Here is a 26,930-nt window from a genome sequence, read left to right as displayed (position 1 = left end):
TTTTTCCCTTCGTTTCTTCGCAGTTCTACTTCAATCGTTCCTCTCCCGATCTGCGAATCCCGCGCCAACGAAGTTCGAGGCGACGAATCACCGCCAGACGGCGTCAGGCGGCGGCGAACCTGTACGCGCGGTCTGCGCATTGCAGCGAAACCAGGCCCTTCCGCTGCAATTTTCAAAACACGGCTGGCCCCACGGCCGCGCGCGATCGGAACAGAGCCTGCCCTAGTCCGAGGCTCCCGTCACTTCCGGAGCCTCCTTCTTAAGACGGCGATCCAAGTCGTATGCAGCGCTGATCAAGGCGAGATGAGAGAAGGCCTGGGGGATGTTTCCCAGCAACTCGCCACGGACATTGATCTGCTCGGCATACAATCCCAGAGAATTCCCATAGGTTTGCATCTTCTCGAACAGGTACCTCGCCTTCTGCAAATCCCCCGCTCGAGCGACGCATTCGATCAGCCAGAAGGAGCAAATCGTGAAGGTGCTATCCTTACCCTCTAGCTTTTCGGGAAACGCCTCGTTCACCCGATAGCGATACACCAGCGAGTCCTCCGCCAGCTCCCTCTCTATGGCCTCCAAGGTCTTCAGCCACTGAGGATCGGTCGGACTGATGAAGCGCACCAGTGGCATGATCAGGACCGCGGCGTCGACCACCTCGGCCCCCTTGAACTGCACGAACGCCTCAAGCTCCTCGTTCCAAAACTCCTCGAAAACGCTGTTGTAGATCTCGTCGCGCAGGGCCCTCCATCGCTCGATCGGAGCCGGCAAGCTTCTGCGATTGGAGAGCCGTATGGCACGGTCGACCGCCACCCAGCACATCACGCGCGAATAGAGAAACTCCCTTTCTCCCCCTCTGACCTCCCAAATGCTCGCGTCAGGCTCTCTCCAATTTTCGGATACATGATCGATCATGGACACCACGCTTTTCCAAAAGGCGTTGGAGATGGATTTGCCATGCTTTTCGAAAAGGTAGACCGCGTCCATGATCTCGCCGTAGATATCCAGCTGCAGCTGATCGTGATTGGTCGAACCCACCCGTATGGGCTTGGACTTCCGGTAGCCTTCCAAGTGCTCCAATTGAAATTCGCCTTCGACGCGGGACCCATCCAATCGATAGATGGTCTGCAGATCTCTTCCGTCCGCCAGCTCCTCGATTCGTCGCTGCAGCCATTGCATGAAACGGTGAGCCTCCTCGGTAAACCCGACCCGCAAGAAAGCGTAGACGGTGAAGGATGCGTCGCGCAGCCAAACATATCGGTAATCCCAGTTCCGCTCGCCACCGACTTCGCTCGGGAACCCAAACGTCGGGGCCGCCACGATGGAGCCGTGCTTTTCGGAAACCAAGAGCTTCAAGGCCAGAGCCGAGCGCAGGACCGCGTCGCGCCAATGGCCGGTGTAGGTGCACTGAGAACACCAGGCTCGCCAATAGTCGGAGGTAGCCTTGAAGGCCTTGGAGGAGAAGTCCAATGGCTCGAAGTCATCGTCCTGAGCGACGTCCTCGAGAATGAAGAGGGCCGATTCACCAGCTTCGAGCGTGAACTCCGCCACGCAGTCGCAGCCTTCGATCTCCAAGGGTACGTTCGATCGCAACCTCAAGCTCAGGTCGTCGTCGGACTTCAGCAGTACGCCTCCCTCGACCTTCGTAGTTTCGTGGCCACTACGAGCGTAGTTGAAACGGGGCGCGCAGCGGAGCCGGAAACGGGTTTTTCGATTCACCGCCTTCGCCCTGCGAACCAAGGCCTGGCGAGACCGGCCCACCTGAAGGTTCATGAAGTCAGACACCTCGGCAATGCCCTCTTCAGACAGGAATCGCGACAGAAGAATGTTCGTATCCGGAAAATACTGCTGGATCTCGTTCGCGTCCTCCAGTTCCGGCGTTAGATCGAAATGGCCTCCCTTTGCATCATCGACGTGAGCGGCGAAAACGGATGGCGAGTCGAACTCAGGGAAGCAAAGCATGTCGATGCGGGCTCCAGGTCCCACCAAGGCGACCGTTTTCAAGTCCCCGATCACGCCATAGTCGCCCAGCGGCGGGTATTTCCGGTTTTCCTCCTGCTCGCATCTGCTCGACGAGGGTTCTTCTCCTTTGCTCCTCATAAATCGTAAGGGGTGCTTGCGTGTATCGATTTGGCTCAGGACCGACCGCATGCGGCGACCCCTGCTCGATCGCTACGTTACATTTCCTATGCCAACCGGCCGCATGGGCCGACATGAGCGTGGAGAGGACGCTAAATGAAAACCCTCACGCTCTTGCTAATGCAGTTTGCACGACAACGATTGAGAACTGCACCGCCTCCCCTGTCCTAGCTAGGAACTCGATCCAACACATCCCGCAGCCCCCGCAAAATCGTTTTCGCAGTGTAAGGCTTAGCCAAAACAAGCGCTCCCTTGGCCTCGGCGTCTTTCACTTTGCTCGCTTGGTCCGTGAAGCCAGTGGTCACGATGATGGGCAACCTCGGTTCGACAAGTCGGGCTCCGCGGATCAAAGCGGCGCCATCCATCACAGGCATCATCATGTCTGTCACCAGAGCATCGATACGCCCTCGATTTCGATGGAAGAGCGTCAGGGCCTTGGCGCCGTTTTCCGCCAAAAGGACCTTGTATCCGAAATCCTCCAACATCTCTTGCGCGATCAAGCGCACCGATTCCTCGTCATCGACCACTAGAAGCGTCTCGCCCTTGCCCCGCGGGAGTTCCGAATCCTCGCCGGGGACGATCGGCGCTTCTTTCTCCTCCAACGCTGGAAACCCTAGTATGAAGGAACTCCCTCCGCTGGGGGTCGACTCGACCTGCACGTAGCCGCTATGCGCCTTCATGATTTGTTGAACCGTAGACAAGCCTAAGCCGGTCCCCTTGCCCTCGCCCTTGGTCGAATAAAACGGATCGAAGATCCGCTCCAGCACCTCCGGCGTCATGCCTTGTCCCGTGTCGGAAACGATAAAGGCCACGTACGCGCCCGCGCCCGCTCTCAAGCCCCCGATTTCACAGTCTCGATCAAGCGTCCTTTTCTCTAGTGAGATCGACAGCGATCCACCCTCGGGCATGGCATCGCGAGCATTGACGCAAAGGTTCATCAAGGCCTGCTGCACCTGCGTCGGATCCCCTTTTATCAACCCTATGTCGGCGCCGAGCTGAAGCGAGAATTCGATGGAGCGTGGAAAGGTTTCCTTGAGCAGGCTGAAGAGCTCGTTGACCATGTGCTTCGGCACCAGCGCGACCTGCTCGCCGCCGAAGCCTCGGGCGTAGGATAGCACCTGCTTAACGATTGCCGCGCCGCGCTTGCCAGCGGATTCGATGGTAGAGAGCGTGCGCAGGTCGCGCTCATCGGTGGAGCGGGCTTTCAACATGTCGATCGAAAGCAGGATAGGAGAAAGGATGTTATTCAAATCATGGGCGATCCCTCCGGCCAGCGTGCCGATCGCCTCCATTCGCTGAACTCGCAAATACTGCTCTTCCAATCGCTTCCGTTCGGATATGTCCGTATTCACGACAAGGACATCCGTCGCCTCGCATCGATCGACACCTTGAGAGAGCAAGGTCCAGCTGGTGGCCACGGTCAAGCTGCGCTTGTTGCGATCCAGCTGGATCGCCTCGCCGTACCAGGAGCCGTCGCTCTTGACTAGGCCCATCAGCTGCTTCGCTCGACCTGCTTCGGCGAACAGGTCCTCGACCCTCAGCTTCCCTACCGCTTCCGCTTCGCTCCAGCCATAGAGGCGCTCCGCCGATCGATTCCAATAAAACACCTCCCCCTCGCCCGACAGAGCGAAAATCGCGTCCTGGGTCTGGTCCAGCAAGGCTGCCTGCCAGCGAATGCGTTCTTCGGCCCGACGATGCTCGGTGACGTCCATGGCCACGCCAAGCAAGCGCGCCTGGCCCTCCACCGAGACGCGCGTCGCTCGGAAGAAAAACGTGATCTGCGTCCCGTCCTTAGCTCGCAGGCGGAGGGTTGCTTCCGCAAACCCGTCTCGGAAGACCTGTTGCATGCGTTCCTGCATCCGTTCCCGATCCTCCGGAGCAGACAGGTCCAGCGCCTTGGCGCCCTGCAATTCCTCCGCTGCGTATCCCAGAGCGCGCTCCAGCTCGCGATTCCACCGGACCAAAGAACCATCCGGGGCGCAAAGGAAGACCAGACCAGGCAGCCCATTCATCAACGCGCTCAGAGCCTGCTCGCGCTCCTGCAGAGCATTTTGCCGTTCTCTGCTCTCCGTCACGTCGCGCTCGACCGCCAGAAAGCGCGTCACCTCACCCGTGGCGTCTTTCAAGGGAACGATGTCCATTTCCAGCCAGTAGGCCTTTCCTTTCCTGTCGTAGTTCACCACCGTGGAGCGCACGTGCTGGTCGCGCCGCATGGCGTCGCGGATTCGGTCCAACTCCTCGCGATCCGTCAAGGGCCCCTGCAGGATGCGAGGCGTCTTTCCGATCACTTCCTCCCGAGAGTAGCCAGTCAGCCTTTCGAAGGCAGGGTTGGCGAAGGTGATGCGCGGCCCCGGCTCGTCGATCGGCCGGGCCTCGGTCACCAGGACGATGTCGTTCATCCGCTCGACGCAGGTCTCCAAGAACCGCATATGCTCTTCAGCCTTTCGGCGTTGGGTTACGTCGCGGAAGTATACCGCCAGTCCCTCCGCAGAGGGATAGGCATTGACCTCAAACCACGATCGCAACGGTGGATAGTAGGCTTCGAAACTCACGCTTGCGCGTTCCCTCACAGCATGACGATATTCTTCCTCGAACGCGGTCCCTCGGGCTGCAGCGAACGCCTCCCAGATGCTTTGTCCCAAGAGGCTCGAACGCTGGCTTTGCAAGAGCCGTTCCGCTTCACCGTTGAGATAGGTGAACTTCCATTCCGTATCCACCGTGAAAAACGCATCAGTTATGCTCTCCAGCGTGGTGGTCAAGCGCTCCACGACGCGCTTCAGCTCGCGATCGCGTTCCCGGAGTTCAGCTTCGATTCGCTTCTGTTGAGTGATGTCTTGAAACGCCCCTTGAACGCCCACCACTCGTCCCGTCTCATCTCTTTGCGGCAGGCCTATGGCTCGAACCCTCACTTGATTTCCGCTGGCGTCGAAGATGCTCGATTCCTCGTCAAACGACTGCCCTTCCTGGGCGCAACGATCGAACGCGTCCGCGATACGCTGCCGATCCTCTGGAGCATAGTAGCTGAACGCCTCGACCAAGCTGGGAACGTATCCAGGTTCGCGCCCATGGATCTTGGCCACTTCATCAGACCAGACAACCCGCCGTTCCTCCAGGTCGACTCGCCAAGCTCCCATTCGAGCGAGGCGGCTCGCGATCGCCATCATGCGCGAGCGTTCCTCTTCCTTTCGCTCCAGCTCGATGCGGCGCGTCACATCTCGACAAACGACCTGGATGGAAACGCTGCCTTCAGGCGTATGAAAAGAGGACGAGCAAATCTCGAAACAACACACATCCCCCTTCGGCAAAACCACCCGAACGGTCCGATGCGGGGCGATGGTAGGCGCCTCCTCCACCAGTTTCGCAAAACGCTCCGATACGGCTTCCACCTCTTCCGGATGCACGAACACCAGCGGAGATCGCCCCACGATCTGCTCCGCCTGATCGACTCCGAGTAGACCGAGCCCCGCTGTGTTTATTTTTTCGATACATCCATCCGTCACCACGAAGGCCAGGTCCGGCAGATGCTCGAAAAGGGCTCGGTGGCGCGCTTCTTCTCGATTTGCCGCCAATTCCGCTTTCTTGCGACGGGTGATGTCCAGAACGACGCCTGCGAAGCGCCTTCCTTGCATGTCGTTCGCGGGTATGAGCTCGCCACGCTCCAGCACATGTCGAATCGAGCCATCGGGCCTCACCACTCGGTGCTCATGCACCATCAGGCTTTCTTCCCGCAACGCGCGGTCTTGAGCCTCGAGCAATGCAGGCCGGTCTTCTGGATGAACAAAGGATAAAAACGATTCGAAGGTCTGGCCGAAGGACTGCGGCTCCACGCCGAAAATCCGGTACACTTCGTCGGACCAGCTCAGCCGACCATCGTCCAAGCCCAACACCCAGTGGCCAAAGTTCGCGATGCGTTCCGCGTCGGCGAATCGCTCCTTCAACAAGTCGCGCTGACGAGCGATGTCGTCCCGCTCGCTCTTCACGGACTCTAGTCGGCCAAGACGAGCGAGCAAGCGCCCCGAGCGTTTCGCTTCCTCGCGTTGTCCTGGACTGAGAGGGTCCGCCGCGGAGAAGCCCAGCAAGAGCGCCGCTCTTGCGGAGGTCGTCGCTTCGACTAGCCGCACGGCCGCCAAGCGCCGCCAGAGAGGCTGGGGCGCGGTCATACCGGATTCGGCGCTGAGCACCTCGCTCACCGGACATTGGCAAACCGACTCGATCGAGGAACCGAGGCCTTCCAGAAGCGGCCTCGCCCAGTCCACCCACTCCCCTGGCAGCTCTTTGACACCGGTGGAGGCGACCACTCGAAAGGCGCTGCCGCTTTCATCGATCTCCGCCAGCCAAACCGCATCGGCGCCGGTAGCGCTTCGACAAAGGGCGAGCAAGTCCGACAGCTCTTCGCTCATCCGCTCCTGCAACATGTTATCCGCCCCGATACCGTCCATAGTCAATCGTGTCCGCTTCGCCCCCGCAGCGGAGGAGGCGTCGACGACCGCGGTGGCGTTTTCAATCCCGACCTCCCGACAGCGCCTTGGTCGCCGGAACGCTTGCAACTAAGCGCAAGATTGCCGCGGGCCCAAGGGCCGGGCGCTAAAAATCCCAGAATACCTAGGCTGCGCTTTCGCTAGTTTTCGCCGAAGTTCGACAACTCGATCTCCTGCATGGCCACATCCGCAAGGCCCCGCAGACGATCGATCTCCCCTTCCTGGAAGAGCCGCGGCTCGGTTCCGATGACGCAAAGCGTTCCCAATACGAGACCGAACGAGCTGATCAGAGGAGCGCCGGCGTAGCAGCCAATCATGCCGCTGAGCACCAGCGGATTTCCCTTTACTCGCGAGTCGTTCATGGCATCGCACACCACGAATGCGCGGCGTTCTTCCACCGCGAAACGGCAAAACGACCACTCGATCGGCGTGCCGCTGGCCCCATCGAACAAGTCCGGATCGAGCCCGTAGCTCGCGGCAAAGTACTGCGAATCGTGTAGCACCAGCGAGATCAGGCTCACCGGCAGGTTCATGCGCCGGGCCGCCGACCTCGTGTAGCGTTTCAGCGCGCTTCGAGCTTCGTCGGAGAATAGCCCTAAGCGGGCGATTAACTCCAGACGGCTCGGGTTGTGAAGAATCGCTTTGCTGCGTTCTGACAAGGTGTTTTGCTTATCGAAATTCATTGAGCTAAAGTGCTGCGATAGACGCGGATACGAATCAGCGCGCCGTTGCCGACGACCGCCGCCAACGATCCTTGCTTAGATAGAAAGTGAGCTATTTGTTCGAGTTCGGTCACGCTCGAGGCTTCGGCTTTCACGCCGCACGCTTCGCAGGCCTCCAGCCAAAGCGCCTCCGCCCGATACCCGAGAAACTTCCGGAGCATGCCGAGCGTCTCCACCCCTGTTGGCGCCTGGATGCAGAACAGGTTTTCAGTCTTTTCCGTGGCCATGCGCCGGCGCCTCCATCCACGCTTGAGATTCCTGCTCGTGGACCGAGACCGACTGGGGCCAATGGGCAATGGCGAGGGTTCCCTGTCCGACCTGACTCTCCAGTCGCAAGTCGCCCCCATCCTGGTGCAGGAGCTTTTGAGCCAACGTAAGCCCCAGCCCCAGACCCTGCTGCATGTAGCGACGCCGATCGAATTGACGAAAAGCCCCGACGGAGCGCACCTGCTCGGCTGACATTCCACAACCGCGGTCCTCCACTGTCAGCAGAAGACGCTCGCCGGATAGCCCCGCGCTCAAGCGAACTTTGGCTCCGGGGCGAGAGAACTTGAAAGCGTTGTCCAGCAGCTCGTGGGCGACCGCTTCGAACCGCTCCAGATTCAATCGAGCGCACTTCGCCGGCGGCATGAGCTGCTTCCAGCTGATGTCCTCCGATCGCCGTTTGGAGCCCGCGACCGCTTGGCCGACTTTCATCAGGGACTGGTTGATGTCCTCCGAGGTCGTCAAGGGCAGTTCCTGCGAAACCGATGACGGGTGGTGAATCACGTCCAAGATGGCCAAGTAGTTTCGCAGCGTTCTTAGAAGCTCGGTGCCGCACTGGTTGATGTCGCCGGCGAGTTCGCGAACGCTCTCCAGAGACAAATCCTCGTCGGACTGCATTAGAAATTCCGACAGCCCGATCACCCCGTTGAGCGGAGTGAGGAACTCGTGCGGCACGGTCAGCGAAACGGAATCGCGCATCATCGCCAACAGCCGATCGTCCGACTCGCGCTTGGTGCCGCGCTTGTGCAAGCGGGCCTCGACACAATCGAAGAACTCCTCGATGGCGAAGGGCTTCGCCAAGTAGTCGTCCGCGCCCAGATTCATGCCCGAGCGCTGCGGCAGTCCATCAATATCCCCGGTCATGAAAACGAACTGACACCCGCCCAGGCAATTCTCCCGACTAAGCAGCTGAAGCAAGTCTCGGCCATCGCCTTCCTTCAGATGCACATCGCTCACTATGAGCGAAGGCTGGCGCTGGCTGGCGAATTGCAACGCTTCGCTCAACGAGCTCGCCGCAGCGGTACGATAACCGCGATCCTCTAGGGCCTGCACCAAGCTGGACCTCAGATCCGGGTCGTCCTCGACAATCAAAATGGATTCCTCTCGCATAAAACGTCTCTCTTCTTTCTTTCGATGGCGCGCCCACGCGACCCCTCCCCGGAGCCGTTCACAAGTCGTCGAAACGCGCTGACTACCGCGCTACCAGCCGCTTCCTTCCGCGCCTGCCAAGCGTCCACTCTCGTTCCAGGAATACGCCGCCCGCAACAGGTCAGGCGTGGAAGCGAAACCGAGCTTTTCGCGGATCCGGGCCCGGTGCGTGTCCACCGTGCGAGGACTGATTCCCAGCAGCCCCGCAATTTCCTTCGACGCCAAGCCACGCCCCAGCATCTCGAATACTTCCATCTCCCGGCCGCTCAAATTTTCCATAGTCAAGCTGGCCCCGAAAACGGGCAAATCGTAGCGGCTCGCTCCGCTCATGCGACGCAGCATGCGGCTGGCGAGCTTGTCGTTTAGGCCCAAGCCCCCATCCAGCACCTGCTGCACGCGCTTCAGGATAACCGACTCCGCCTCCGTCTTCATCACGTAGCCGTGGGCCCCCGCCTTGATGGCCCGCTCCGCGAAAATGGTCTCGTCGTTGGCCGAGCAAACTAAAATCCGTACCTGCGACACGCGGGCGACTAAGGAACGAATCAGATCAATGGCGCTGCCGTCGGGCAGGGTCATCTCAGAAATCAGCAAGTCCGGCCGCAGCCGCAATATCTCCTGATTCGCCTTACGCACACTGCCCGAGGCTCCCAATAGTTCGACGCCCCCCTGCTGCTCGAGCAGCGACTGAATGCCGCGACGTGCGAGGGGTTGGCCGTCCAGAATATAAATACCTTTTTTCATACGAATCGATCGAAGCGCTTCAACAAGCCTCCAACCCATCTCGAAAATCAATGTTCCGTTTTCATCAACTCGATCTGCCATAATTCTACTCGCTTAATACCTTTTTTTCAAAGTCGTTCTCCGTCATCGCTACGCCGTCGCCAGCTCGGACGGGTCGAGCACCAGCACCACCGAACCGTCCCCTAGGATACAGGCACCCTGGAAGAGGTCCATCTGACGAAGCTGCTCCCCCATGGGCTTCACAATCACCTCGAGCTGTTCCAGAAAGGCGTCTACCGAGACGCCCAGCTTGCCTTGCGATCCGCGCACCACAGCTACGGCAAGCGTCTCAGCATCAGCGCCATCGACTTCGACGGAGCCTCTCGGCGAATCAAGGGCCTCGCTCAAGTCGATCAAGGGGATCACTTCTCCTCGGATCTGGACGAAGCGCGAGCGACGGAAGGCGCGCACCTCGTCCCTCGGCACCTTGACCATGGTTTCGATGGCCTCGCTAGGCAGGAGGTATAGCTCCGCTCCGGATCGCACCAGCACCCCTTTGCTAACTAGCAAGCTGGTCGGTAGCTGGATGACGAAAGTCGTGCCTTTTCCGAGCTCGCTCCGAATCTCGATGGTGCCGTGCAGTTGACCGATGTTGTTGCGTACCACATCCATGCCAACCCCACGGCCCGAGATGTCGGTCACCTTCGCCGCAGTGGAGAATCCAGCGTGAAAAATCAGCTCCCGCGCCGCCGCATCGTCCAGGCAGGCAGCGGTCTGCTCGTCCATCAGACCTTTCTCGACCGCCTTGGCTCGCAGCTTAGCTGGGTCGAGACCGCGACCGTCGTCGCTGACCTCGATGAAAACGCTGCTGCTGCGCTGCGAGACCTTGAGCCGCAGCGTTCCGCTTCGCCGCTTGCCCGCTAGCTCACGCTCTTGAGGCGGCTCGATGCCGTGGTCCAAGGCGTTTCGCACCAGATGCACCAGCGGATCGCCTATCTGTTCCAGGACCGTTTTGTCCAGCTCCACGTCGTCGCCCTCCGTTTCGAAAGCGATCTCCTTCCCGCTGGCCCGAGCCAAGTCGCGCACCAAACGAGGAAAGCGCTGGAACACGGAGCGAATGGGCAACATGCGGATGGCCATCACCGTGTTCTGCAGCTCGTCGGCGATGCGGGAAATGGTATCGCCCGCGACCTTCAGATCCTGCGTCAACGCCCCTGATTCCCCATCGATCGCCTTGCGCTGCATGACCGGAAACGCCCCCCGAGCCACCAGCAGCTCCCCCACCGTGCGCATCAAGCGATCGAGCTTGTCCTGATCCACCCGCACGCTGGCCCCAGCGCTCGGTCGCGCTTCAGCGGTCGCCGCGCGAGTGGAAACTGCAGACCCACCCGCGCCACCGCACGCTTTCCTCGCCTTGAACGCTGAGAGCAAAGCTGCCAATTCGGCTCCGACGCGCTTGGCTTCCTCGCCGCCCAACCGCTCCTGGGCATCCAGAGCGGCTTCCAGTCGCTGGCAGCAGGAGATCGCCTGTTGCTCTGCTTCCGTTTCCCGGAGATCGCGCAAGGCTAAGCCAACCGTATTGAGAGCACGGATACCCATGCGCAACTCGTCCTTGCCAAACTCGCCCCGCTGAGCAAGAGCCACCAAGAGAGCTTCGAGCGGCACGCAGCTTTGCTCGATCGCTCCGGATGCCACAGAAGCGGAAACTGGCATGGCCGCCTTTGTGTCCAGCGAGCCCACCGCGTTCACCCCACCCAGATCCTCGCCGCCGAGATCGCGTAGCTGCGCCATCAACGACTCCACCGCCTCGCTGGCGAATCGCTCCGTATCAATGGCATCGATACATTCCTTCACAAGATCGACCGCCTGAAACAGGATCTGCAGGTCCTTGCTCTCGATAGCCGTTTCATTCGCCTGCTCGCGTCGCAGCTCGATCACGCCTTCCGCGGCGTGGGTCACCCGATTTATCAGCTGCAGCGGATGCTGCCCAGGGATCGGCACCACAGCCTGGCTAGCCATCAGGCGAGCGCTGCTCTTTAGATTGTGCAAACAGCGGAAAACGCTGCCGAGGGCGTCCTCGCTCTCTACCGGGGCCTCCAAGGCGAGCAGCCATCGCTCCGCGTCCGCCAAGCTCTCGGCGCACTCCTCCCGAAAGTCGCGCAGAAGCTCCCGCTCGAAATAGACCGACGCTGCGAAGACTGGCGCCTCAGCGACAGACCGACTCTCGATCCGCAGCTCGCAGTCGTCTTCTATGAACTGAAACACCTCGCGCACCGTTTCTTCGTCGCACTCGCTGACTAAAGATATATGCCAACTCAGGTAGCACCGTTCGGCGTCGATCGACTCGAGGTCCGGCAGCGCCTTCTCGTCCAGCTCCACCTGGCAAGCTCCGAGCGAGCGCAGGTCCTGCAAAAACATGACCGGATCGCTGCCGTTGAAAAAGAGCTCCGCCGCTGGCGCGAAAACGATTCTAAAATACGTCCACGCCGCCCCGCTCCCCTCGCTTTGCGGGCGGGTCTCGGGCTTGCTCTGACCGCCTTCCGCTGGCAGGAAGCGACAAAGCTCCTCCACCACGTCCTCTGAACGATCGAACACCTCGTCCGCCTCCGCTTCAGCCGTCTGCAAAAACGCGTTCACCACATCGCACACCTTGAGCGACAGATCGATGATCTCCGACTGCACCACCACCCGTCCTTCCCGGGCGGCATTGTAGACTTCCTCCACCCGATGCAGGTAGCCGGCGAGTCGATCGTAGCCGCTGGTGGCGCCAGAGCCCTTGAGGGTGTGCATCGCCCGGAAAACCCGGTTGATCAGGTTCTCGTTGCCTGGGTCGTTTTCCAGCTTCAGCAGAGCTCCGTCCAATTCGGAAAGCAGCTCCACCGCCTCGATGCGGAATATGCGCCGGGAGTGTTCTAGTATTTCGTTGGTGTCCATGACTGTGGGAGTCGTCGTTGAAGGGGGGTTGGGGGTACGGCGAGCCAAGTCGCTACCTGCTGGCGCAAACCTTATTCACCACCGCGAGAAACTTCTCCGTCTTAAACGGCTTCACAATCCAGCCAGTCGCTCCCGCCCGCTTGCCCGCCAGCTTCTTCTGCTCGTCTGACTCGGTAGTGAGCATCAGGATCGGGGTGAACCGATAGTTGGGCAGCTGCCTGAGCTTGGCGATCAGCCCGATGCCATCCAGGTTCGGCATGTTCAGGTCGGTGATAACCAAATCCGCCTTGCGTTGCTGACAGGCTTCGAAGCCTTTGATCCCGTCCTCCGCCACTACGACGTCGTAGCCTTGGGAACGCAGCGTCATGCGCACGGTTTCCCGCACGCTGAGCGAGTCGTCGATTGAAATGATAGTCTTTGCCATGGTCGTATTCCTTTACTTTTTAGCTTCTAAATTTCCGTATCTGCTTCCCACCTACATCCGTAGCGGCCCAACTGTTCGGTCCAGTTGACGCTGGCCGACTCAAGTTTCAGACCGGGTCGGCTTCTTCGTCCTGCAAGCAAAACCTGCAAGCCCGCAGCGTCGATCGTGACCGAGCTATCGATCACCAGTCGCAGATCGCCCGCAGTCTCGTTCAAGGCGAGCCGCACAGCCCTAGCCAGCTCCGCGGCGCATTCCACCGTCACCGCGCCCTTGAGCGTCAGGCGCGTTCCCGTCTCGATCGTTTCAATTTCGTAGTTCATAACTAAATACAGATTTCCTCTGACGCCTACCAGGCGATCACCAGGCTCGAGTCGTCCCGCTCCACCCGGTGCGTATCGAAGATTCGCCGAGCCGCTACCATAGGCAGCTTTCGCGGATCCGCGCACAGGCTTGCTAGGCTGAAGCGATTGGCGATGCCATCGCTATACAAGAGGGCCACTCCCCGACCACTGACCTCAAAACGTTCCACCTCCAGGCTCGAACCTGGCTCGCCGAGAATGCCGGGACTGCTCTCGAAATACCGTTCGCGACGCTCGTCCAGCAATCTTCCCCTCACGTTGCCCACGCCAAAGAAGACTCCCTCCTTGCCGTTGACGCACAATCGGAAGCAGGCCATGGCCGCTCCCACCGAATGCCGCAGGGCGCGATGCAAGCCATCGGTCAGGGACGCCGGATCGCGCCACCCGTTTTCCTCCAAATAAGCGATCGCGGCGCCTGCCGCTTGCTTAGCCTTGCTTCCATGCCCCACTCCGTCGACTACTGCCAACTGCATCACTCCAGCGCGTATGGAAACGAAAACCGCGTCGCCGGACTCCAGCTGCCCCTTCGCCGGAGCGATCATGCGCTCCGTGTGGACAAAGGCGTCGCCGGATCTCAAGCTCGGCATCTGCGAGACCTTGATTCCCCACGCTCGCGTTCCGTGCCCGACAGCGCTGTCGATCACCAGCCCATCGAACAAGCGCTCCGCCCCAGGCAATCCGCCTCCTAGACTGCCCGCGGTGCTAAACCCGTCCTGCAAGGCTCGAGCGATGTCGCTGATCCCAGGCCCCTTGTCGTCCGCCTGAGCGACAGCGGCCAAGCGCCCGTCCGCCAATTGCACGCAGCGCTGTATCAGCCGTCCTCCGCGACCATGGACCAGCGTGTTCATGGCGAGTTCGGAGACGCCGGTCACATAAGCCGCAGCGTCGGAAGCCACAAGCTTGGCGTCGTTGGCGATATGGCGAGCCGCGATGCGAGCGGCATGCACGTCCATCTCATGCCCGATGCGCTGCGGTCGTTCGCTCATCACCGATCCGACTCGCGAATTCTCCAGCAGTTCGCCTCCTCGGGGCGAGCTCCATGTCTCGAAGGCCACCGGTCTCGTCTCGTCTTTCTGCTCAAAAAACGGCATGTTATGCGAACCTCCTCCTCGGCAGCCAGCGTACCATCCTTACGGATACGCCGTTGCCTTCCGAACTTGTGATGTCGAACTCGTCCATTATTCGCCGCGTCCCCGGGATCCCCGCTCCTAGACTGCTCGCTGTGCTGTAGCCTTCCTCCAAGGCAAGCCCGACATCCTTTATTCCACACCCTGTATCCACCACTCGTATACATAGACCTCGACAGTTTCCTTCCTCCACCTCTACGATGGATAGCTCGCCCGTGCTTTGCGAATGCTGCAGCACGTTTCGGGTGATCTCAGAAATCGCAGTCGCAATCCTGGTCTGATCCACCCGGTCGAAGCCCATCAACCGAGCGAGTTGACGTCCGTGCTCGCGCGACTCCAAGATGTCGGCCGAACTCCTGATCGGTATCGTTTTGCTCATGACTACTGCCTCCCGAGCGTAGGCGCTCAAATGGATCCGCCTTCCGCTGCGAACGCATCCGCCTCCACAATCTCTAATGCATGCTCCAGGTCGTTGGCTGGTTGCACGTTGGTGATCGCTTGCCGCATCTCCACCATGGTGATGGCTACTTCCGGCTGCAGGCCGCAGAGAACCAGCCGGCTCCCCATCATCCAGCAGCTCTTACCCAAGCCGCTAAGCACTCGGGTCATGTAGGTATCCACGATTTCCAGAGCGCTCACATCGATCACCACGTACCGCGTTTCGCAAAACCCGACCTTCTCCAACAGCTCATCCTGAAAACGGGAAACCTCCTCGTCCTCCAAATGGCGATGGATGCTCGTGATCAAGCACTGCTTGAACTTCAATATGGGTAAAACGGTCGACATGATTCTCTAGGCGCTGCGCGGCTCCACTATGGCGAGAGCATCCTGCAAGCCTTGTCGCAGAGTGCCCTTGGGGTTGAAAAGGGATAGATCCACGTCGAGCTTGGTCACGCAGCTCGCCACCGATGGATTGACCCCGGTGATGATCACTTGACAGCCCATCATGCGGATGCCTCGAATGATGGTGAAGATATGCTTGAGCACGCTAGTATCGATTACTTGGACACCGGTGATATCGATAATGGCCACCCGCGCCTCCATTTTCTTGATACCTTCCAGTATGGATTCGAGCAATTGCTGAGACCGGGCCGTATCCACCGTGCCGATCAGGACGCACAGCAGGACCCGATCCCATATCTTGATGACCGGGTTCGACAGCTCGAGGATGGACTGCGCTTGAGCTTGGATCAGCTGCTCGCGCGTCTCCATGAAGCTTTCCATGGTGATCACCGCAAGACGCTCGCAAAGATCGTTCAGCCGCATGCTTTCCTGCAGCAGCTCCTCCGGCTGGCCCGCCAGCCTTTCGCTAAAGAGTTTGCTCAGCACCGAGCGCAGCGAGAAGATGAAATGAGCCGTCTCCCCTGAGCTGTAGCCCAGGCTGGCCCGAGAGCGGGCCACATCGAGAATCAGGGCGTTGAGCTCTTCACCGATCAAACTGCGTTGATCGAATTCCGATCCCATCGCGTACACCTCAACGAACGCCTTCAGAAAAGCGCGGCACTGAGCCTCCAGCTTCTCCTTTCCATATGCGTCCGCCCGTACACCTGGGGAGGCCATCATCTCCTTGATCCATCTGTCTCCAATTTCGGTCTGCACCTGTTGCAGGAAGTCGTAGCGTTTCATTTTATCATTCATCAATTGTTTTTGGCCGCCAGACTCCTGGCAGCGCGGCTTGGGTTTTTATTTGTCGTTCTAAAATAACTCTATTCCGTCGTCGTCCGACTCCCCTTGAGCGGCGAGCGAGACGACCGCAAGATTCTCGATTCTCGAAGTCGCGTCCTTCTGGGAATCCGAAACCGGATTTACGTACTCTTTTTCTGAATACCTTTTCTTAGGTGAAGCGTCCTCGGATTCGGCCAACAAGGCGCTTTCGTGAGCGACCACTTCCCGCTTCATGGTGTAGGACTGCTTCAAGCTTTCCACTCGACTCTCAACAGCCTGAGCATCCGCCTCCCTTGCGAAACGCCCCGTCAATTCGATCAGGACCGAACAGGTTTCCTCCGCCTTCTCAAAGACGTCCTCGACCAAATTCGGAAACGTGAGCGAACTGAGCAAAGCGTCAGTCTCTCGTCGCAGCCCTTCGAATTCCCGGCCCATGGATCTGGCCTCGCTAAGGATGTGATCGTCCATGGACTCCAAGCGCTGGGTCACCAGCGAACTGTCTTCGGAAAGGGCTTCCTGGTCCCGCCCGGCGAGCTCCAGAAACCGCTGCGAGTCCTCCTGCAACTTCATCAGCCGAGAAGGCAGATCACTCAGGGTCGAAAGCATCGAACTGGTCATGGACTCGTTCTTAGAAGCGAGGTTGGCGGTTTCCGCAGCCAGCCGCTCCATGGTCCGACCGCCCAACGAGCGACTGGCGGACACCTGAGCGTTGAGGGCGACCACCTTGATATCGAAGTTCTGCTTCAGGATGTCGCGGGAAAACGAATCGATGATCTCCACGATCTCGTCCGTGAGGCGGGCGATGCGCTGATTGATTTCCGAACAGGAGCGGGCGATTTCGCCGATCTTCTCGATCTCGCGGGAGAAAAGCCGCGCGGTCTCGCAATTGTCGAGCGAGGACGCTACCCGTTCCTGCAGTTCCGTCAGAGATTCAATCAACTCCCCGCCCAAATCCATCAGAGAGCGAACTCCACCGAGCACCGTCTTGCCCGCTTCGCCGATCTCTCGCCGAGCCTGCCTGAGCTGTTCCAGCTGCACCCGGGCGCTCACGTTCACATACGCCAGGTCTTCCTTGCGCTGCTTGCCTTTCTTCATCGACGACGACGCAAGGAGTTCGGAGAGCTCGCTGAGGTTTTTGCAAACGTGCTCCAGCTTCTGGCGGACGACGTCATCCATTTGCAGGGCTTCCACCACCGAGCCCACCATCGCGGGGCCGCGGTCGGAATGCGCCACGATTCGTTCGCTCAACTCCCCCGCGGGAGCGAGGGCCTCGGATGTTCCGTCAAGCTCCTTGCGGATCGCTTGAGCCGACAGAACGATGTCGCACTCGAGCTCTCGGTGCACCTTCTCCGTGCGTTTGCGATCGTTTACCAAGCAGCTCAGACTGGACTTGAGCTTTCCAAACACCTCCTCGGTCATGCGTCCGAGTCTCCGCTGCGTCGCGACGATATCGCTGGCCACTCCGTCGAAGACGGCTTGATCCTCAGGGGCCAAATACGCGGACTCGATGCGAAATCCAGTGCCGAGTATCGAGAAATGCATGACGACGTTCTGACACTCCCGCTGATGGGAGCAGCACTCCCTGAGCACCGGATCCACCAGCTCCAGCTCGCGAGCCGCGAAATTTCCGAAGCCGAGGCTCGATTGCACCAAGTCGCTCGCGCTCTTGTAGAGCTGAAAAGCGGAACACAAGGCGTGATCCTCGCCGGTTCCCCGCACCAGCCCATCGAGCGAGCGGGCCCGCTCCCGCATAGCCTCGATACGAGCAAACAGTTCGCCCGTGCCGCGAGCGAGCGATGCGAATTCGCCCTCCGACTGCCGGCTGTAGGCAGCGAGTCGTTCGCTGGCCACGCATAGCCTCGCCGATAGCTCCTTCAAGCGATCCGCCGAAGGTCCGCCGCTGGCAGAGGGAAACATCCGCCACATCGCGCGTTTACACTGTCGCCATTTTTCCACTACAAAAACATCCGTATCTGCTCGAGTATGAACTCGGGCTCAGCGGGCTTGACCATGTAAAGATTCGCTCCGGCCTCGAAGCCCTTGAGCTTGTCGCTTTCCTCGCCTTCGGTGGAAATCATCACGATCGGCAGGCGTTCGAAACTTCTATCCGACCGAACACGCCGCGTGAACTCGTAGCCGTCGATCCCCTGCATGTTGATGTCGGTCAATACCATATCCACCGAGTTAAGGTAGAGTTTCTCCAACCCATCCGCCCCATCGACCGCAGTCACAACCCGAAAGCCGCCCGCCTTCACGATGCTCTTGTGATAATTCCGAACCGTCTGGGAATCATCGATTATAAGAATTGTTTTCATCGAAACCATCTTTGTATTAATTTTTGTAGTACACCAAGCTTCTCCCCAGCCGCTTTAGGGCGAATTTCGTCGAAAAGCGGCCTACCGATTCCGAATGGCCTAGGAAAATGAAGCCGCCGCTATTCATGGCGTTGTAAAAGTTATCGACCACGCCACGTCGCGACACCTCGTCGAAGTAGATCAAAACGTTGCGACAAAAGACGAAGTCGAACCCTCGCTGCCCTCGCATGGCCTTTCGGTCGTGCAGGTTGATATTCTCGAACCGAACCATGCGCTTCAGCGACGGAGCGATGTGGTACTTGCCATCACGTTCTTCGATGTAGCGATCGTAGTAGGCCTCGGGCACTTGGGCCACCGAACGTCGGTCGTAAACAGCTCGACTCGCCATACCAAGACGAGTCTCGTCGATGTCCGAAGCAAGCAGCTCCAGCGTCCAGCTGTCGAGATCGTGCACCGTCTCCCGCAGGATCATAGCCAAGGTGTATGCCTCCTCCCCTGAGCTGCAGCCCGCGCACCAGATGCGCAGATTCCGATCGTTGGCCGAATCCTTGCGCATGAGCGTTTCGGGCAGGCAGTCGTCGGCGAAGGTCTGCAACTGCTCGAACTCGCGAAACATGTAGGTTTCGTTAGTCGTTATCTCGTTAACGAACTGCTGCAGCTCATCCTCCCCGCGGGTCGGGAATCGCAATAGAAAGAGATAGTCGTCGAACCGTTCGATTCGCAGGGCGGACATGCGAGTCTCCAAACGCTTCTCCAGAAAGTAGCGCTTGCCATCGTCGAAGGCGACTCCCATGTGCCGGTAGATCAGTTCTCTGATCTTTCGGTATTGGTCGGCGCTGAGGTTCATCGACATGAGCGGGCCTTTCCTTCGAAGGCCAGGACGGCCTCACGCAATCGCTCCCGAACAATGGAGTCGCTTTCGAGAGCCAATCTCTCGGACAAGCGCCCACTCCATACGTCGCGTTTCCCAGCCAGAGCTTCGTTCGCCACGCAGAGCCGAACCGCCGGATCGGGGTCGCAGAGACAGTTGAGCAAAGCGCTATCCACCGCAGCGTTCGCTTTCAAACCAAAGAGAAAGGAAACGAGCTGAACCCGTGTGGCAGACTCGAGTGCGTCGCCCGTCACCAGTTCAAGGATACGCGCCTGCATCATCTCTTCGAGCATGGTTACTCCAGCTCGCCGACCCATGCGAACGAACGCGTCCACCCAAGAGTCCAAGTAGTTGTCTCCCACATACGCTAGACTCCCGATCAAGGTGTTGAATCGATCGGTTCCCGCTATTTTACCGAGCGCTCGCAGCCAGTCGTCCAGAAGATGGATCGGCGTCACCTCCAAGGTCGGAAAGCGTCGCAACACCAGCTCAGCGCTCTGAGCGTCTCCCACATCGAGCAGCGCCTGCAGGCAAGCGGTCTGCAGCATAGGATTGGCTCGTTCGAGAAAAAGGCGCTCGAGGTCCTCCTTAAAAAAGGTCAAGCGATGCTGTCCCACGTACTCGACCGCGGTGATAACCACATTGACACTTTCATCTCCCAAGGCTCGACGGTAGAAGCTGGCCAGCTCCTCGTGTCCCCATCCGGCCACCGCGTCGAGGGCGAACTTGCGCACATCGGGATCGGGATCATCCAGCAAGGCCTGCAAAGCAGGCAGGGCTGACTGCCTGCGGCGTTGCAAGATCATCACTGCCTCGTTGCGACAAAAGGCATCGTCCATGCGCAAGCAATCCACCAGGGCGGCGATGGACTCATCTCCTTCAATGCGCTCGATCGCCAGAAACAAGCTTTCCTGCACGGATCGCTGCGTTTCGATTGCGAGCCGCGCCACCAGTGGAGAAACGCCAGACGGATCGTTCTCGAAGCCAATGTCCTCGGCTGCGCATATGCGAGCTGCCTCGTCGTCGCTGTCCAGATCCGCTATGAATTGTTCTAAGCTCATAAGATTTCTATTCGTTTTGTAGTTTGTTAACGGATACTCGCCTAAATCGCTCTTTGAATGGCGGCCGCTACGTCCCAGCAGGGCAGGACCTCGAGCGCCGCGCCCCTTGCCACCGCTTCGCGCGGCATGCCGTAGACCACCGCGGTTTCCTCGCTTTCAGCGATGGTATGTCCACCCGCGGATCGTATGCGCTGCAGGGCCGCCGCTCCATCATCGCCAATGCCGGTCATGATCACGCCGATGGTGTCCGCCCCGTAGACTGAGAGACAGGAGTCGAACATGACGTCCACCGAAGGCGTGTAGAGCGTCTTGGGCGTGGTCGGTGTGCGCACGTACACCGCTCCGCTGGCCCGACGATAGAAGGTCATCTGCTTATCGCCGCTGGCCACGTAGCAATAGCCAGGCTCCACCTTCTGCCCCGATTCGGCTTCTACCACGGTGAGAGCGCAGGCCTTGTCCAGACGGCTAACGAAGGATCCGATAAAGTTGGCCGGCATATGCTGGACGAGAAAGACAGCGCCGTTGGTTTCCGCAGGGATTCGTGGAAGCACGTCCATGATGGTGCCAGGACCTCCGGTAGAAATGCCGATCGCTATCGCTCTGAAACGACCAGAGGCCGATCGCAGACTCGCTGTCGACGGCAACTGGACAGCGTCCAATCGCGCCCGTCGACGGCGAGTGGCCAGACGGTTGCTATGGCGGCCGCGAGCCGCGAACTTGAGTTTCTTCACCAGCTCCTGCTGCACGGCGCTCATGTCCGAGCTGACCGTGCCGCCTGGCTTGGCCACGAAGTCGAAGGCTCCCAGCTCCATGCACTCGAAGGTCGTCGCGGCCCCACGCTGAGTGAGCGACGACACCATGACCACCGGACAGATCTCCAGTTCGAGAATGTGCTGCAACGCGGTCACCCCGTCCATCACCGGCATGTTGATATCCAGCGAAATCACGTCGGGCTGAAGCTCCTTGGCCTTGGCTACCGCGTCCGCTCCATCACGGGCGTAAGCGACCAGCTCCAACTCGTCGTCCGCCTCGATTATCTTGCGCAGCGTGCGGCGCATTAGCGCCGAATCGTCAGCGATCAGTACTTTGTGTTTGGCCATCGGTTTGTGGGCTCCCTGCCTTGGTTTTCTTTTTCAGTTGTTCGTTCGTTTACGGTCTAGGACCTCGCCACTTGCGGCGTCGCATGTCTCCGCGCTGAGGCGACAATCCAGATAGGTGGGTCAGCGTCCCGCCCTACAGCGTGGGCTCTTTCGGGCGCTCTCAAAAGGCTTCCGGTCACAATAGTCTTACGATTTCGAATACAGGATGACGGGAAGCCCTTCGAGTGCCGCAGCCACCGGAAGGCGACTGCGGACCGAAGCGCTTGTTTAAGGCTAGCCGCCGACCACGCTGTCGATATCGAGCAGCACGACCATGCGTTTGCCGGAGTTGATCTTGCCGATTCCGGAGATGAACTCGCGGTCCACGCTGTGCGACATAGTCGCTGGCGGAGCCGCGATGTCGCGAGCAGCGAGGTTGAGCACCTCGTTGACCGAATCGACCATCAACCCGGTCTTCTTGCCGTCGCGATCCATGATAATCACACGCGTGCGATCGTCTGGCGTGCGACCTTCGAGATCGAAACGGGTTCGAGCGTTGATCACCGGAATGACTTCGCCGCGCAGATTGGCCACGCCTTCCATGTAGGCCGGAGCCTTGGGAGTGCGGGTCATCTTGGAATAGCGGTCGATCTCCTGTATTTGGTTTATGGGGATCGCGTACTCCTCTTCCGCAAGACGGAAGGTGATGTATTGCTGCTCGTCCGAGCTCGCGCCTTTGCCATGAGCCCCTGCCCCTTCGCGTTCGCCCAGGCCGTCGCCAGTTTGATCGCCACCCAAAGCTTTCAGCTTGGCCGCTACTCGTTCGTCGAGCAGCTTGGATGATTCGAGGATAAGGATCAGGCGTTTGCCTTCGTCGAGCTTGGCGATGCCAGAAAGCTCCGCACCATCTTCGCTGTTCAAGCCAGCCGAGGCCTCGATGTCGTCGCGAGAGACATTCATCACCTCCCGCACCTTGTCCACCACCAGAGCGAGTTGCGCGCCGAGAGCGTCTACCACGATCAGTCGTTGGTCTTCCAAAACATTATCGGGCACCTGCAGGACGTATTCCTTAAGACTGTCGATCACTTGCTTGCAGGATCCTTCGACCGCGTTTTCAAAAAACGCGTGGGCCGGGCTTTTCTCGTCACTAGACTCCTGAGAGAGGGTCGCCAGCTTGCGAGCGTCACGCGTTACGTTGTCCAGACCATTGCGGATCTTGGCCAAGGTATCGATGAGCACTTGGCTGGCGGGGTTCATGGTATAAACCCAACGCTGAGCCTGCTCCAGAATGGTAACCTCGATGCGATCGGCGTCCTTGGATCTGACCAAGTTACGCGTCGATTCGAGCCATTGGACGCACTGCTCGCGCACGCTTTCCACATCGGCCACGATGCCATCGGTCAATGGCGTCTGCCCTAGCAGAATACGCAGGTCGATAACTGGCAGGATCTTGTCGCGAATGGTCAGAACACCCATCACGTGCTCGGGCGTATCTGGCACCGCACTGGGTCGCTGTACGCGCAGAATCTCGCGCACCTTGTCCATCGGGAAGGCGAACTCCTCCTCGCCAAGCTGAAAGGTCACGATCTGCTCCATGGCGTCGGTATTCTCGTGATTCGAGCTACGAGAAGAAGCGGATTCGCCGAGACCGGCCTTCTTGCCGCCCTTTGACTGGGAGCGAACCGAATCGCCAATCCTACAGACCGCTTTCGGGTCGAGCTCGAGAATGATGCGCTTGCCATCGTCCAGCTTGATCACGCTGCGAAGGAAGTCTTCGCTGACGCCTTTGACCACTTCGGGAGGCGGCTCTTCCTCGGCGCTCTGCACGCGAGTAACCTGGCGCACTTGATCGACGCGCAATCCTGTTTGCGTTCCATCGATGTCGAGCACCAGCACTCGAGTCTGGTCCGTCTCTTCCGATCGGGACAGGCCGAAGCGAGCTCGCGTATCGATAACTGGCAGGATGTTTCCTCGCAGGTTGGCCACTCCTTCCACATAGCTTGACGCCATGGGGATGCGGGCCATCTGCGGCTGACGGATAATCTCCTGCACCGACATGATGTCGAACGCGAACTCCTGACCTTCGATGCAGAACGTGACGAGCTGGTTCTCGTCCGCTCCTCGAAGCGTCTCGGAGACCGCGGACTCTTCTGGCCGCTCCAGCGTCGCCGTGGGCGGCGCCTCTACGGGAGCCTCCATCGTATCGACGGGACCCTCCTGCGGCTTGTTTTGCTTTTTAGGCATTTCTGTAATTGTTTCGTATTAAGGTTTGAATACAGCCCGCCTTTACGCGTGCTGCAGCTCGTCCGCCTGAGAAGCGATTTCCTCGACAGCTTGAGCGATCTCCTGAGCTGCCTTGGAACCTTCTTCCGCTGCCGAAGCCGCTTCCTGAGTAGCCCGGGACATTTCTTCGGCAGCCGAACTGATTTGCTCTGACGCTGCCGCAGCTTCGTCGAGAGCCTTGAGCGACTGGCCCGCGCCCACCGAAACTTCCTCGATGCCAAGCAGCACATCGTCGATGTCCTTCTCGATGCGCTCGAGGTTGGCCGTCGACTTCTTGGCGTTCACCGCTTCCGCGGCTGCCGTCTTGCCGGTGAGTTCGATGTCGCTGGCGACACGGGTGATCTGGGCCTGGATGGTCTTGACCAAGTCCTTGATTCGATCCGCGTTTTCGCTGCTCTCGTTAGCCAAGGAACGTATGTCCGCAGCCACTACGGAGAAACCGCGCCCGTAATCGCCGGCTCGGGCCGCTTCGACGTTGCCGTTGACCGCCAGCATGTTGGTCTGAACAGTCACCATCACGATGGAGTCCACAATCTTATCGATGCGGCGGGTACGCTCCTCGAGCTCGAGCACGTTCTGGGCGGACTTGGCCGCTTCTTCGGCAGATGAGCTCACTTCGGAGATCATCTTGTCGATGTTGGCCTTGTTGGTCCCTAGCAGCTTTTTGATCGCTCTAGCTCGCTCGGCGCCAGCATTAGAGCGCTCGTTCATGTTGGTCGCCGCCTCGCGAAGCTCTTCGCCGGTTTTGTTGTTGGCCTCGGCCACCTTGCTCTGGATGGCTGCGGCCTTGTCGATCTGATCGATGGCGGCGGCGATTTCGCCTGAGGAACGATTCACTTCCTCGGTGTTCGCGGAAAGCTCTTCCGCCGCGGCCGCCAGCTCCTCGGCCGACTTCATGATATCCGTGGAGTTCTTCAGCGACTCGGCCAGTTGAGCCAGGTCCGCCGACGCCTGGTTCATTTCGCTATAAGCCTTGGTCTGCTCCTGAACGGTCTTCAAAGCCTGTTCGCAGCCAGAGGACGCTTGCTCGGAGGCGGCCGCCACTTGCTCGGCGCCTTTCAGGTACTCGCGGGCGCCGTTCTGGGATTGCTGAGCGCTGGCCGAAATCGACTGCACGCTGTCCCGCACATCGCCCATATCCTTGGAGATGGTTTGCAGATCGCGGGTGATGGTTTTTGCCTTTTCCACCTCTTCGCGGCCCTTGTTGCCCGCCTGTTCGGAGTCGGCAGACACCACCTTCACCTGAGCCTGGATTTCATTGATGACCTCCTGAATACCGCGAGCGCTCTTTTCGCTCATCTCCGCGAGATTGCGAACCTCGTCCGCCACGACGGCGAAACCCTTGCCGTGCTCGCCGGCCCGAGCCGCCTCGATGGCGGCGTTAAGGGCCAGAAGATTCGTCTGGTCCGCAATGCGAGCGACAGCATGCACAATCTTTCCGATCTCGTCGGAGTGCGTTTCCAGCTCGGCGATCATTTTGGCCGACTCGATATTCGACTTTGCGCTGTCGTTGACTCCAGCGATCAGGTTTTCGATGTCCAAGGTGGTGGATACCACCAGCTCCTGAAGAGCGTTGGTCTTTTCTAGCGAGGCACTGGAACGCTCGTTGGCGATGGTCGCCGCCTTTTCGATCTGGTTGATCGCTGCACGGCTTTCCTCGGAAGCTGAAGCCGATTGAGCGGCGCCGGATGCAACCTGCTGCATAGTGCTTTCCAGCTCGTTAACCGCCGAACTCGCTTCGTTGATCGAGCTGGAAACCTCCTCCGAAGCTGCGGACAGCTTTTCCGCCGCGGCCTGAGCGCGAGCCAAGGTGCGGGCCTGAGCCTTCTTCTGGGCAAGCTTGCGAGCGACTTCCTTTTCGTCTCCCTTGTCTTTCTTTTCCACAGGTTTGCTGCCAAACCCATTGACACGGGGCGAAGCAAGGACGCTGTCCCCATTGCGACGCGCTACGGCCACGCCATTCTTCTGATTGCTGGTTTCGTATGTATTATCTTTCACTGATGATGCTGTTTAGTGTCGTTGAGGTCCGCCCGCTCGTATGAGCGACCAGCAGGTAGCGGATTGGGTTGGGTTGCTCACGCGCAAATGCCGGTGCCCAGAAGAATCGTCTTCGTATCGTTTTTCTGACTACACACTTCCCTTGTTTCGCTTGAGTCGATCTGCGCGCCCTTGCGCGCAAAATCACTACGCGACGATACCTCAAATTCGCCAGATGCCAGTCGCGCAATGCACCGCTCGCCTGTGAAAGCGTTTCGTTTTTCATCATTTCCCAGCGATGAAATCGCCATTAGGCGTCAGGCCAGCCTGGTTTCTCCCTGGACCAGCACACCCGGCGCGGAGTATGCGACTAAAGGATAATCCAACTTAAATCAGGTTCGTCGCATCCATTTTCGCGACCGAAAGCCTACCAAATCGCGACCTTCCTTTTCACCAGCCATGTTCGCCCCGAGCAGCAGGTACCCTCTCCCACCACCCACAATCGGAGTCGAGAGATTCCATGCGACGAGCGGAGACTTCGCCCGAGCGGTCCAAGTCGAAAGCTCCTACCGTAGCAGTGAAAACCTATAGACTAGAAGCGCTTTCCCGCTATTCGCCCGTTCGGCGATAGGGAAAAATCTTGTTTCGTCCAGCGGTCTGCTTGGCCCAGCTCCTGCGTAACCAACTTCCAAAGACAGCATCAACTTAAGGAAAGGAACAAAACATGGCAGCCCAAGACCACGGACCCTCCATCAAGGACGACGAACAGTACCAGGCCTTGCGCGACAAGGGCATGAGCAAGGAGAAAGCGGCCCGCATCGCCAATACCAGCAGAACCAAGGCGGCCAAAAAGGGAGGCCGAGCGTCACCGTACGAGGACTGGTCCAAGAACGAACTCGCCGAGCGAGCCGCCGAGCTCGACATCGAAGAACGCTCCAAGATGAACAAGGACCAGCTGATCGAAGCCTTGCGAAACCACTAGAAACCGGTCCGCAATGGGGAGTTGGCTCGACGATGCGAACTGCTTCAAGACGAGGCGGGATTTACCGACACCCTTTCATATCCATATTTTAGATACAACTAGGAACGACTGGAGAATTCCTCCGTTTCGCCTTCCCGCGTCGGGTGAGCTGGGCGTCCGCCTCTCGCCAAGATCGCCGCGAACGCCAACACACCGACCAAGGCGATCGCTCCTAGGGCGAAGAGCACGGAGATGCCGGTAAACGCTCCAAGGGTCGCTCCCACAAGCGCTCCGGCGACGATCAATGAAATGAGCAGCTTTGATGGCCTTTTCGGTTTTACAGTTTCCATACCGTAGCTAGTGCTCAAAACGCGCCAGCGACTTCCCTTTCTCGTTCGCCCCCAGGAG

Annotated in this window: 22 protein-coding genes; 1 reads left to right on the top strand and 21 read right to left on the bottom strand. The window is 59.2% G+C overall.

What is annotated here, in order from left to right; translation table 11 throughout:
- Positions 1 to 222 precede the first annotated feature (222 nt).
- From QEH54_RS15085 to QEH54_RS14990, 20 genes are all read right to left on the bottom strand, one after another.
- Positions 223 to 2,094 carry a glycoside hydrolase family 15 protein gene (locus QEH54_RS15085; RefSeq protein ID WP_309019533.1) on the bottom strand — a complete coding sequence of 624 codons (1,872 nt, stop codon included), beginning with the start codon at positions 2,092 to 2,094 and terminating at the stop codon, positions 223 to 225.
- Positions 2,095 to 2,300: 206 nt separating this feature from the next.
- Positions 2,301 to 6,572, bottom strand: a complete 4,272-nt coding sequence (locus QEH54_RS15080; RefSeq protein WP_309019532.1) for a PAS domain S-box protein — start codon at positions 6,570 to 6,572, stop codon at positions 2,301 to 2,303.
- A gap of 179 nt (positions 6,573 to 6,751) precedes the next feature.
- Positions 6,752 to 7,294, bottom strand: a complete 543-nt coding sequence (locus QEH54_RS15075) for a GAF domain-containing protein (RefSeq protein ID WP_309019531.1) — start codon at positions 7,292 to 7,294, stop codon at positions 6,752 to 6,754.
- On the bottom strand, positions 7,291 to 7,560 hold the full coding sequence (locus tag QEH54_RS15070; RefSeq protein WP_309019530.1) for a hypothetical protein: 270 nt from the start codon (positions 7,558 to 7,560) through the stop codon (positions 7,291 to 7,293). Before QEH54_RS15070 ends, QEH54_RS15075 begins: the two co-directional genes overlap by 4 nt.
- Positions 7,541 to 8,707: a response regulator gene (locus tag QEH54_RS15065; protein WP_309019529.1), complete on the bottom strand. Its 1,167-nt coding sequence runs from the start codon at positions 8,705 to 8,707 to the stop codon at positions 7,541 to 7,543. The genes QEH54_RS15070 and QEH54_RS15065 overlap by 20 nt, the downstream gene beginning before the upstream one ends.
- Before the next feature lie 90 nt (positions 8,708 to 8,797).
- Complete coding sequence (locus QEH54_RS15060; RefSeq protein WP_309019528.1) at positions 8,798 to 9,487, bottom strand: response regulator transcription factor; 690 nt, start codon at positions 9,485 to 9,487, stop codon at positions 8,798 to 8,800.
- 129 nt (positions 9,488 to 9,616) lie between these two features.
- Entirely contained in the window at positions 9,617 to 12,400 is a 2,784-nt protein-coding gene (locus QEH54_RS15055) for a chemotaxis protein CheA (protein ID WP_309019527.1), read from the bottom strand.
- A gap of 52 nt (positions 12,401 to 12,452) precedes the next feature.
- On the bottom strand, positions 12,453 to 12,824 hold the full coding sequence (locus QEH54_RS15050) for a response regulator (protein ID WP_309019526.1): 372 nt from the start codon (positions 12,822 to 12,824) through the stop codon (positions 12,453 to 12,455).
- 26 nt (positions 12,825 to 12,850) lie between these two features.
- A complete protein-coding gene (locus tag QEH54_RS15045) occupies positions 12,851 to 13,144 on the bottom strand; it encodes a hypothetical protein (RefSeq protein ID WP_309019525.1) in 294 nt (97 codons plus the stop codon).
- 26 nt (positions 13,145 to 13,170) lie between these two features.
- Positions 13,171 to 14,274, bottom strand: a complete 1,104-nt coding sequence (locus QEH54_RS15040; RefSeq protein WP_309019524.1) for a SpoIIE family protein phosphatase — start codon at positions 14,272 to 14,274, stop codon at positions 13,171 to 13,173.
- 1 nt (position 14,275) lies between these two features.
- On the bottom strand, positions 14,276 to 14,689 hold the full coding sequence (locus QEH54_RS15035) for an ATP-binding protein (protein WP_309019523.1): 414 nt from the start codon (positions 14,687 to 14,689) through the stop codon (positions 14,276 to 14,278).
- A gap of 26 nt (positions 14,690 to 14,715) precedes the next feature.
- A complete protein-coding gene (locus QEH54_RS15030) occupies positions 14,716 to 15,096 on the bottom strand; it encodes an STAS domain-containing protein (RefSeq protein WP_309019522.1) in 381 nt (126 codons plus the stop codon).
- A 6-nt stretch (positions 15,097 to 15,102) separates the two neighbouring features.
- The gene (locus QEH54_RS15025) at positions 15,103 to 15,936 is read right to left on the bottom strand and encodes an STAS domain-containing protein (protein ID WP_309019521.1); all 834 of its coding nucleotides are present in this window, start codon (positions 15,934 to 15,936) and stop codon (positions 15,103 to 15,105) included.
- A 69-nt stretch (positions 15,937 to 16,005) separates the two neighbouring features.
- Entirely contained in the window at positions 16,006 to 17,892 is a 1,887-nt protein-coding gene (locus tag QEH54_RS15020; protein ID WP_309019520.1) for a hypothetical protein, read from the bottom strand.
- 38 nt (positions 17,893 to 17,930) lie between these two features.
- Positions 17,931 to 18,290 (bottom strand): response regulator, encoded by a 360-nt coding sequence (locus tag QEH54_RS15015; RefSeq protein WP_309019519.1) that lies wholly within the window; start codon positions 18,288 to 18,290, stop codon positions 17,931 to 17,933.
- Positions 18,291 to 18,306: 16 nt separating this feature from the next.
- On the bottom strand, positions 18,307 to 19,143 hold the full coding sequence (locus QEH54_RS15010; RefSeq protein ID WP_309019518.1) for a protein-glutamate O-methyltransferase CheR: 837 nt from the start codon (positions 19,141 to 19,143) through the stop codon (positions 18,307 to 18,309).
- Complete coding sequence (locus tag QEH54_RS15005; RefSeq protein ID WP_309019517.1) at positions 19,134 to 20,222, bottom strand: HEAT repeat domain-containing protein; 1,089 nt, start codon at positions 20,220 to 20,222, stop codon at positions 19,134 to 19,136. The genes QEH54_RS15010 and QEH54_RS15005 overlap by 10 nt, the downstream gene beginning before the upstream one ends.
- A 41-nt stretch (positions 20,223 to 20,263) precedes the next feature.
- The gene (locus tag QEH54_RS15000; RefSeq protein ID WP_309019516.1) at positions 20,264 to 21,322 is read right to left on the bottom strand and encodes a chemotaxis response regulator protein-glutamate methylesterase; all 1,059 of its coding nucleotides are present in this window, start codon (positions 21,320 to 21,322) and stop codon (positions 20,264 to 20,266) included.
- A gap of 273 nt (positions 21,323 to 21,595) precedes the next feature.
- Entirely contained in the window at positions 21,596 to 23,545 is a 1,950-nt protein-coding gene (locus tag QEH54_RS14995) for a chemotaxis protein CheW (protein ID WP_309019515.1), read from the bottom strand.
- Positions 23,546 to 23,587: 42 nt separating this feature from the next.
- Entirely contained in the window at positions 23,588 to 25,582 is a 1,995-nt protein-coding gene (locus QEH54_RS14990) for a methyl-accepting chemotaxis protein (protein ID WP_309019514.1), read from the bottom strand.
- Positions 25,583 to 26,285: 703 nt separating this feature from the next.
- Here QEH54_RS14990 and QEH54_RS14985 point away from each other — a divergent pair.
- Positions 26,286 to 26,543 carry a Rho termination factor N-terminal domain-containing protein gene (locus QEH54_RS14985; protein ID WP_309019513.1) on the top strand — a complete coding sequence of 86 codons (258 nt, stop codon included), beginning with the start codon at positions 26,286 to 26,288 and terminating at the stop codon, positions 26,541 to 26,543.
- 98 nt (positions 26,544 to 26,641) lie between these two features.
- Here the strand turns inward: QEH54_RS14985 and QEH54_RS14980 are convergent, their stop codons facing one another.
- Positions 26,642 to 26,872 carry a hypothetical protein gene (locus QEH54_RS14980; protein ID WP_309019512.1) on the bottom strand — a complete coding sequence of 77 codons (231 nt, stop codon included), beginning with the start codon at positions 26,870 to 26,872 and terminating at the stop codon, positions 26,642 to 26,644.
- Positions 26,873 to 26,930: the final 58 nt, after the last annotated feature.

It is taken from the genome of Pelagicoccus sp. SDUM812003 (assembly GCF_031127815.1).
GTDB lineage: Bacteria > Verrucomicrobiota > Verrucomicrobiia > Opitutales > Opitutaceae > Pelagicoccus.
Note: the sequence above shows the minus strand (reverse complement) of the source record. Positions and strands in the feature narration are given on the sequence as shown.

What these genes read in the sequence shown, in the direction of transcription:
- QEH54_RS15080 (WP_309019532.1), bottom strand. Translation starts at nt 6,572, where the DNA reads ATGGACGGTATCGGGGCGGATAACATGTTGCAGGAGCGGATGAGCGAA.
- QEH54_RS15075 (WP_309019531.1), bottom strand. Translation starts at nt 7,294, where the DNA reads ATGAATTTCGATAAGCAAAACACCTTGTCAGAACGCAGCAAAGCGATT.
- QEH54_RS15035 (WP_309019523.1), bottom strand. Translation starts at nt 14,689, where the DNA reads ATGAGCAAAACGATACCGATCAGGAGTTCGGCCGACATCTTGGAGTCG.
- QEH54_RS15005 (WP_309019517.1), bottom strand. Translation starts at nt 20,222, where the DNA reads ATGAGCTTAGAACAATTCATAGCGGATCTGGACAGCGACGACGAGGCA.
- QEH54_RS14985 (WP_309019513.1), top strand. Translation starts at nt 26,286, where the DNA reads ATGGCAGCCCAAGACCACGGACCCTCCATCAAGGACGACGAACAGTAC.
- QEH54_RS15010 (WP_309019518.1), bottom strand. Translation starts at nt 19,143, where the DNA reads ATGTCGATGAACCTCAGCGCCGACCAATACCGAAAGATCAGAGAACTG.
- QEH54_RS15000 (WP_309019516.1), bottom strand. Translation starts at nt 21,322, where the DNA reads ATGGCCAAACACAAAGTACTGATCGCTGACGATTCGGCGCTAATGCGC.
- QEH54_RS15040 (WP_309019524.1), bottom strand. Translation starts at nt 14,274, where the DNA reads ATGCCGTTTTTTGAGCAGAAAGACGAGACGAGACCGGTGGCCTTCGAG.
- QEH54_RS15060 (WP_309019528.1), bottom strand. Translation starts at nt 9,487, where the DNA reads ATGAAAAAAGGTATTTATATTCTGGACGGCCAACCCCTCGCACGTCGC.
- QEH54_RS15055 (WP_309019527.1), bottom strand. Translation starts at nt 12,400, where the DNA reads ATGGACACCAACGAAATACTAGAACACTCCCGGCGCATATTCCGCATC.
- QEH54_RS14980 (WP_309019512.1), bottom strand. Translation starts at nt 26,872, where the DNA reads ATGGAAACTGTAAAACCGAAAAGGCCATCAAAGCTGCTCATTTCATTG.
- QEH54_RS15045 (WP_309019525.1), bottom strand. Translation starts at nt 13,144, where the DNA reads ATGAACTACGAAATTGAAACGATCGAGACGGGAACGCGCCTGACGCTC.
- QEH54_RS15085 (WP_309019533.1), bottom strand. Translation starts at nt 2,094, where the DNA reads ATGAGGAGCAAAGGAGAAGAACCCTCGTCGAGCAGATGCGAGCAGGAG.
- QEH54_RS15020 (WP_309019520.1), bottom strand. Translation starts at nt 17,892, where the DNA reads ATGTTTCCCTCTGCCAGCGGCGGACCTTCGGCGGATCGCTTGAAGGAG.
- QEH54_RS15015 (WP_309019519.1), bottom strand. Translation starts at nt 18,290, where the DNA reads ATGAAAACAATTCTTATAATCGATGATTCCCAGACGGTTCGGAATTAT.
- QEH54_RS14995 (WP_309019515.1), bottom strand. Translation starts at nt 23,545, where the DNA reads ATGCCTAAAAAGCAAAACAAGCCGCAGGAGGGTCCCGTCGATACGATG.
- QEH54_RS15025 (WP_309019521.1), bottom strand. Translation starts at nt 15,936, where the DNA reads ATGAAACGCTACGACTTCCTGCAACAGGTGCAGACCGAAATTGGAGAC.
- QEH54_RS15065 (WP_309019529.1), bottom strand. Translation starts at nt 8,707, where the DNA reads ATGCGAGAGGAATCCATTTTGATTGTCGAGGACGACCCGGATCTGAGG.
- QEH54_RS15030 (WP_309019522.1), bottom strand. Translation starts at nt 15,096, where the DNA reads ATGTCGACCGTTTTACCCATATTGAAGTTCAAGCAGTGCTTGATCACG.
- QEH54_RS15050 (WP_309019526.1), bottom strand. Translation starts at nt 12,824, where the DNA reads ATGGCAAAGACTATCATTTCAATCGACGACTCGCTCAGCGTGCGGGAA.
- QEH54_RS15070 (WP_309019530.1), bottom strand. Translation starts at nt 7,560, where the DNA reads ATGGCCACGGAAAAGACTGAAAACCTGTTCTGCATCCAGGCGCCAACA.